Source organism: Geodermatophilus chilensis (assembly GCF_002802985.1).
In the GTDB taxonomy this organism is placed as follows: domain Bacteria; phylum Actinomycetota; class Actinomycetes; order Mycobacteriales; family Geodermatophilaceae; genus Geodermatophilus; species Geodermatophilus chilensis.
Map to the genome: position 1 here is coordinate 1 of NZ_NVPT01000336.1, position 1,703 is coordinate 1,703.

1 protein-coding gene is annotated in these 1,703 nt (G+C 71.8%); it reads left to right on the forward strand.

The genetic code is table 11. The features are described from left to right. Positions 1-120 precede the first annotated feature (120 nt). Positions 121-1,533: an IS1380 family transposase gene (locus CNO22_RS26970; RefSeq protein ID WP_100502291.1), complete on the forward strand. Its 1,413-nt coding sequence runs from the start codon at positions 121-123 to the stop codon at positions 1,531-1,533. The last annotated feature ends 170 nt before the right edge of the window (positions 1,534-1,703 follow it).

A 1,703-nucleotide genomic window follows, 5' to 3' on the forward strand; every position in this document is an offset into this window, starting at 1 on the left:
CCCGGGGCTTTCACGGCAGGGCGGCGGGACCGGGTGTTGATCAACTGAAAGGTGCTCCTGACCAGCAAGGATGTGTCTTGTCTAGGGACATATCCGAAGCGATCGAGGAGCACCTTCCAGGTGAAGAAGCGTCGCCGGTTCTATCCCCGTCTGACCGTCGACACGGCCGACGTACCGGCGGTCGGGCAGGCCGGTGGTGTGCTGCTGACCGACACCGTCGCGGCCGCCGGCCTGGACGCGGCGCTGTCGGCAGCGTTGGCGCCGTGGCGCAAGCCGCTGGCGGTCCACGACCCGGCCAAGGTCGTCCTGGACCTGGCGCTGACCCTGGCGTTGGGCGGGGACTGCCTGGCCGACATCGGCCTGCTGCGCGCCGAACCGGGTGTCTACGGCCAGGTCGCCTCGGATCCGACGGTCTCCCGCACGATCGACGCGCTCGCCGCCGACGCGCCCGCCGCGCTGAAAGCGATCAACACCGCCCGGGCGATGGCCCGGGCGCAGGTGTGGGCGCTGGCCGGCGAGCACGCCCCCGACCACGGCGTCGGCGCCATGGCGCCGCTGATCATCGACGTCGACGCCACCCTGGTCACGTCGCACTCGGAGAAGGAGCAGGCCGCGCCGACGTTCAAGCGCGGGTACGGGCACCACCCGCTGTGCTCCTTCCTCGACCACGGGGCCGAGGGCAACGGGGAACCGCTGGCGGTGCTGCTCCGGGCGGGGAACGCCGGCTCGAACACCGCGGCCGACCACATCACCGTCGCCCGCCAGGCGCTGGCGCAGCTGCCCGGGCACCGGTCCGGCACCCGGCCCGGGCGGAAGGTGCTGATCCGCACCGACGGGGCCGGAGCCAGCCACAAGTTCCTGACCTGGCTGACAGGGCAGCGGTTGTCCTACTCGATCGGCTTCGGCCTGCCGGCCAACACCGCCGACCTGCTCACCCAGATCCCCGCCGAGGTGTGGACGCCGGCCTACGACGCCCACGATCAGATTCGCGAGGGCGCCTGGGTAGCCGAGCTCACCGGGCTGCTGGACCTGACCAGCTGGCCGCCAGGGATGCGGGTCATCGCCCGCAAGGAACGCCCGCACCCCGGGGCGCAGCTGCGGATCACCGACGCCGACGGGCTACGGGTCACCGCGTTCGCCACCAACAGCACCCGCGGGCAGCTGCCCGACCTGGAACTGCGACACCGCCGCCGGGCCCGCGCCGAGGACCGCATCCGCTGCGCGAAGGACACCGGGCTGACCAACCTGCCGCTGCATGACTTCGCCCAGAACCAGATCTGGTGCGCCATCGTCGCGCTGGCCTGCGAACTCACCGCCTGGATGCAGATGCTCGCCCTCGCCGGCACCGACGCCCGGCGGTGGGAGCCCAAACGGCTGCGGACCAGGCTGTTCACCGTCCCGGCCACCCTCGCCCGCACCGCACGACAGCGACTGCTGCACCTGGCCGACCACCATCCCTGGGCCAGAACCGTCGCCGACGCCGTCGCCCGGCTACGCCCCCTGACCGCCGCACCAGTGCGCGCTCCCGGCTGACCACAGCCTCGACCGTCCCGACGACCCTGAACAACCCCGGATCGTGGAACCGGCGTCCACCCGAGCGACCTCGGGAGAACCGTCGTACCCCGACACCAGAATCACGCCCCAGCGGCCCATCGAGGCCCCTCTCGATGATCATTGGCTGCCAGATGAAAGATCCGGGCTAG